Here is a 4,785-nt window from a genome sequence, read left to right as displayed (position 1 = left end):
GAGCACCCCCTCCCCTGATGGAAAAGGCATGGGACTGCGACGGATCCTCCCCCACACCGCCCCTCCGTCCCGGCGGCGCGCCCCGGGCAGAGGCGACGACGGACAGGCCAACGTCCTGCTCCTGTTCGGGCTCACCCTGGCCCTGCTCTCGCTGACCCTGCTGTTCGTACGGGTGGGCGCCGCCAACGACCAGCGCTCGCGGACCCAGACCGCGGCCGACGCCGCCGCGCTGGCGGCGGTGGGCGCCCTCCAGGACCGGGCAGCGCAGGACATCGTCAACGGCGCGTACCCCATGCCCTGGTTCGACGAGGAGGCCGCCGAGGCGCGCGCCGAGGAGTACGCGCGCAGCAACGGGGCGGTCCTCACCGACATCCGCGCCAGCGACAACGTCATGGGACGCAGCGGGAACATCGTGCGGGTGGAGGTGCGCGGCGCCGTGTGCCAGCGCGAACTGGAGGAGGACGGGTCCCGGCACTGGAACGACGTGGTCTGCGACGGCAGCGAGGAGGAGACCAACACCGTGGTCGGCAACGCCTCGGCCATCGCCATCGTCCGCATCCCCCATCAGTGCGGGCGCGACGGGGGCGAGCTGGTCTGCGACGGCGGCACCGTCGACGACCTCGCCTCCGCCAAACGGCTGATCGACGTGCACCTGGTCGACCAGGAGGGCCGTTACAGCTTCAACCCCAACTTCGTCGGAGGGGGCGGGCCCGCCGTGGACTGCGACTCGCTGGGGTCACTGCACCCCATCATGTGCGCGGCGCACCAGCGCCTCCAGCAGGAGTTCCCGGGCTTCTTCCTCTCCGCGGGCGGCCGGCGCAACGAACCTGGCAGCGACCACGACAGCGGCGAGGCGGTGGACTACATGATGGCGGAACTGGGCGGCGTCCCCACCCCGCAGATGCACGCCAACGCCATCACCGTGATCGACTGGGTGATCCAGAACTCCCACCAGCTCGGGGTCAAGGGCATCATCTACGAGCAGCGCATCTGGAACGCGACCGGCGGGAACCCGGACCCGGTGGGCCCCTGGGCGAGCGTGAGCCGCGCCATGGACGACAGGGGCAGCAACACCCAGAACCACATCGACCACATCCACCTGGCGGCGGGCGTCGGTTTGATGCAGTGACCGGACCCCGCGCGGGGGTCCCGGGAGTCGTCCACAGGCGGCGGAAGGGGCTTGCCGGGGCGGTGCCCGCCCCCGAACCTGGAGGGTATGACAGTCCGTGAGCACACCCTTCCCGACCGTTCCCTCCTCCTGCGCACGCTCGCGCCGATCGTCGGTCCGATCTCCCCCGACGCGGTGGTCTGCGACATCACCGCCTCCTACGTCTGGGGCGTGGACCTGCACCCGGCGGGCACCCGCGCCACACGCACCCGCCCGCACGTGGCGGTCCCCCGGGGCGTACGCACCAGCGGCATGCCGGTGGTCGCCCACCGGGAGCACGTGCCCGCCGCGGACCGCGACGTGGTGGAGGGCGTGCGCGTCACCAGCGCGGTGCGCGCGGCCGTCGACGTCGCCGCCCGCGCGCCCTCGGTCTTCATGGCCACGGCCCGCCTCGACGCCTTCCTCTCCCGGGGGCTGGTCGCCAAGGGCGACCTGCTCCGTGCCGCCCAGCGGGCCCGGTCCCAGCGGCAGTTGAGGCAGCTGCGCACCGCCCTGCGCTACTCCTCCGCGCTGAGCCAGTCGCCCGCCGAGTCGTGGACGCGTGTGCTGGTCCTGGAGGCGCTCCTGCCTCCTCCCGTCCCGCGGTGCCCGGTCCCCACCGACGAGGGCGTGTTCCACGCCGACCTCGGCTGGCCCGGCCAACGGGTGGCGCTGGAGTACGACAGCCTGGATTTCCACTCCTCGACGGTGGCCGGGGCGAGCGACCGGGTCCGGTACGCGGCGATGCGGGCGCAGGACTGGGAGGTGGTCTCGGCGAGCGTGTACGACCTCCAGTTGCGTCCGGGACGGCTGCTGCGCCGCATCCTGCACACGCTCGTCCGCCAGGGCTGGTCGTGCCCTCCCGAGCACCTGGAGCTCATCCGCGACCGCGTGCGCGCCTACGAGAGGGAGCCGCCCCAGCTCTTCACACCCCGGCGGCCCTAGAGGGTCTCCGGGGCCGGTTCCCCCGACGGAGGCCCGCCGGGTGCCGGGGCCGCCGCACAGGACGCGCACAGCCCGGTTCTCGGCACCGCACAGGGCGCGCACAACAGAACACGTACGGCCCAGAACACGTACGGAACAGCGCACGCACAGCCCGGACCACGAACGGCACGGGGCGCGTACCAGCCCCGACGGCTCCCTCGACACGGGTCCGGACCGTGGGCAGGCACGAAGCGACAGGAGGTGGACACGTGGACCGGGGCAACACCCTGCTGGAGTACGCCGCCCTGTTGCTGGTCGTGCTGTCCCTGCTCGTCGCGGCCGCCGCGCACGGCGCGCTGGGACGGCTCCCCGCGGAGCTGCGGGGAGCCGTGCACCGGGCGCTGGGCGACGCGTCCGGTTCCCGCCCCGAGGACGGGACCGGCATCGGTGACGGCACGGCCGCAACCGGCCACGAACCCGCACCGGACGGGGACTGGAGGCTGGATTCCGCCGCCGCCGCGGAGGCGGTCCTGCGCTGCGCGCGGGCCGGAGCCCTCCCCGATCCGGTGGCCCGGACGGACTGCGCGCTGTCCCTCCTGGGCCTGCTGGACGCACGGGTGCTGGAGGCCACCGTCCTGCGGTTGGAGGGCGAGGATCTGCACGAACTCTTCCGCAGTCCGACCTTCGCCGCCTCCGCCGCGGCCCGGACCGCGGTCCGGCTGCTGTGGGAGCACGCCGCCGAGGAGACCCTGCGGCGGCTGTCGCGGACCGACACCTTCGGCTTCCTCGCACCGTTCCTGGAGTCACCCCACCGCGACTGGGTGCTCACTTTCGTGGATGTCGGAGGCGATCACATGCGTGGGACCATCGAACGGAACACTGCGTCACCGCGTCGTAGCAACCGTCACCCTCCGGTGCCAGACGAGAACGATCAGCAAACCCCCCGCGTCCCCCGGCGGTCGCGCGAAGATCCGCAGAAACGAGGCCCAGGCCGTGTCGATTCCGTCGATGCCGCACCCCTCCGACCCCGACGAGCAGCCCTCCTCCCCTGGAGGGCGGCCCAACTGGCTCGTCTCCCTCCTCATGGTGCTGGTCTGCCTGGCCGTGGTCGCCAGCGGATGGGCTGTGGCCCGGCTCGTCGTGGGCGACCCCCTTCCCCCGCTGGACGTCGCGGAGGGCCCGGAGTCCCGTCCGCCGCGCAGCGGCTCCGCCCGTACCGCGGCCGACCCCGAGGACGCCGAGGCCTACCTGGAGGCCGCCGTCGAACTCGTGGAGGACTCCTCGGCCTTCCACCTCACCTTCACCGTGCACGACGGGGAGAGCGACCCGCGGGACGCACCGGATCCCGGCGCCGGATCGGCCGACGCCCTTCCCGGGCCGCCCGCGTCCCATCCCACGACCGCCGCCGACCCCATCACCTCGGGCCGCGGGCAGGCCATGTACGACGCGGGGGCCGAGCCGGAGTTCGACCACTACTTCTCCACCACGGGCGGGTTGAGCGTGTACCGCTACGACGTGGGCGGCGGCCAGCTCATGATGACCGCCGACCGGGGCCTGGAACTGCTGGACCCGCCCAGCCACGCCGACCGGTACCTGTGCTCACGCGCGTACGGGTCGGTCAAGCTGCGCGAGGTGCTCGCCACCTCCACCGACCTCGCGCTGGAGGGACGGGAGGAGGTGAGCCTGGAGTGGCCGGAGCTGCACAGCACGCACAGCGCCTACCACTACACGGGCACGTTCACGGCGATGCTGGGCGGCTACGACCCCGAGAGCGGGCGCAACACCCTCACCACCGTCAGGGACGCCGAGTTCGAGCTGTGGATCGACGAACAGGGGTACCCCCGCAGGCTGGACTACCGCACCGAGAGCGGTGTAGGGGAGAGCTACGAGTACCACTCGTTCAGCTGACCCCGGCCTCCGCCGAGACCACGTCGGGGACGCGGGCGGTGTCGTCCATCTCGTAGGCGTAGGGAGGGTCGGCCACCTCGCCGAGCAGGTCGGGCTGCGCGGAGTCCACGAGCAGGTTGTCGCGGGTCACCACGTTGCCGGGCTCCTCCTCCGAGGTGGCCACCGAGAGCCGGGTGCCCTCGAAGTAGTTGCCCTCCACCAGGACGTTGGAGTCGTCGGCCGACTCCACCCCGTACTCCTCGTTGGCCCGGAAGTAGTTGTTGAACACGTGCACGTGCTCGGCGAACCGCGCCCTGGGGTGGCGTCCCGCCGTCCCGTCGAAGTAGTTGTGGTGCACGGTGACCCGCAGCGCCCCCGGCTCCTCCTCCCCGCCGCCGACGGCGAGCGCCGACTCGGCGTCGGCGAAGTGGTTCCAGGACAGGGTGACGTGGTCGGCGCCGCCGGTCACCGAGACGAGGGGGGCGTCCCCGCCGCCGGAGAACGTGGAGCCGTCCACCCACACGTGGTGGGCGCCACCGCGCACGGACAGCGCGGTCCCGTCGGCCTCCACCCGCAGGTTGGACAGGATGACGTTGCTGGCTCCGTCGACCACCAGCCGCCCGCCGGTGAGCTCGGCGCCGCCCTCGACACCCACCAGGGTCTTGTCCGAGCCGACCTCCACCGTCCCGTCCAGGTCGATCGCTCCGGTGACCTCGACGGTGAGCGGCTCCTCGGCGGACAGGTGGTCGGCCAGCTCCCCGGCGTCGGAGGCGGTGACGGTCTCCCCCTCCGCCCCGCCGACCGCGCCGGGGTACTCCTCACCGTCG

Annotated in this window: 4 protein-coding genes; 3 read left to right on the top strand and 1 reads right to left on the bottom strand. The window is 72.8% G+C overall.

The features are described from left to right. Window positions 1-28: 28 nt before the first annotated feature. The 3 genes from DQW06_RS00145 to DQW06_RS00135 all read left to right on the top strand — a co-directional run bounded on the left by DQW06_RS00145 (window position 29) and on the right by DQW06_RS00135 (window position 3,979). Window positions 29-1,129, top strand: coding sequence for a pilus assembly protein TadG-related protein (locus DQW06_RS00145; protein ID WP_117197726.1), 1,101 nt, complete (start codon window positions 29-31; stop codon window positions 1,127-1,129). Window positions 1,130-1,216: 87 nt separating this feature from the next. After that, on the top strand, window positions 1,217-2,092 hold the full coding sequence (locus DQW06_RS00140; protein ID WP_117197725.1) for a hypothetical protein: 876 nt from the start codon (window positions 1,217-1,219) through the stop codon (window positions 2,090-2,092). A 972-nt stretch (window positions 2,093-3,064) separates the two neighbouring features. After that, window positions 3,065-3,979 carry a hypothetical protein gene (locus tag DQW06_RS00135; protein ID WP_232832922.1) on the top strand — a complete coding sequence of 305 codons (915 nt, stop codon included), beginning with the start codon at window positions 3,065-3,067 and terminating at the stop codon, window positions 3,977-3,979. Here DQW06_RS00135 and DQW06_RS00130 read toward each other — a convergent pair. Further along, window positions 3,972-4,785: polysaccharide lyase family 1 protein (locus tag DQW06_RS00130; RefSeq protein WP_117197723.1), on the bottom strand; the 814-nt coding region annotated here is incomplete at its 5' end. The genes DQW06_RS00135 and DQW06_RS00130 overlap by 8 nt on opposite strands.

This window comes from Nocardiopsis sp. TNDT3, from assembly GCF_003427465.1.
In the GTDB taxonomy this organism is placed as follows: domain Bacteria; phylum Actinomycetota; class Actinomycetes; order Streptosporangiales; family Streptosporangiaceae; genus Nocardiopsis; species Nocardiopsis dassonvillei.
The sequence above is the reverse complement of the archived record's forward strand: the minus strand, read 5'-3'. Positions and strand labels throughout refer to the sequence as shown.